The organism is Paraburkholderia sp. SIMBA_053 (assembly GCF_046534895.1).
GTDB classification, from domain to species: Bacteria; Pseudomonadota; Gammaproteobacteria; order Burkholderiales; family Burkholderiaceae; genus Paraburkholderia; species Paraburkholderia caledonica.
In genome coordinates, this window is the sequence record NZ_JAWRXU010001100.1 from 1 (window position 1) to 256 (window position 256).

Genomic DNA, 256 nt, shown 5'->3' on the forward strand with positions numbered 1-256 from the left:
CTTCAGCGTGGACGGCCCACAACTGATAAGCCAGGTAGCGGCCGAACAGGGCCGGCTGCTGGTGTGGGCTGCGCGCGAGCCGGCCGGCCTGGCCGAACGTGCGCGCCAGGTGGGGGTGCCACTGTGGCGGGTCGAGGATGGTTTCTTGCGCTCCACGGGGTTGGGGGCAACCAACAGCCCGGCGCTGTCACTGGTGCTGGACCGGGGTGGCATTCATTACGATGCGCAGTCTGCCAGCGACCTGGAGCAGCTGTTG

The 256-nt window shown here is 68.4% G+C and carries 1 pseudogene; it reads left to right on the forward strand.

What is annotated here, in order from left to right:
- Positions 1-256: pseudogene (locus SB753_RS39035) on the forward strand (capsular polysaccharide biosynthesis protein); the annotation flags it as partial.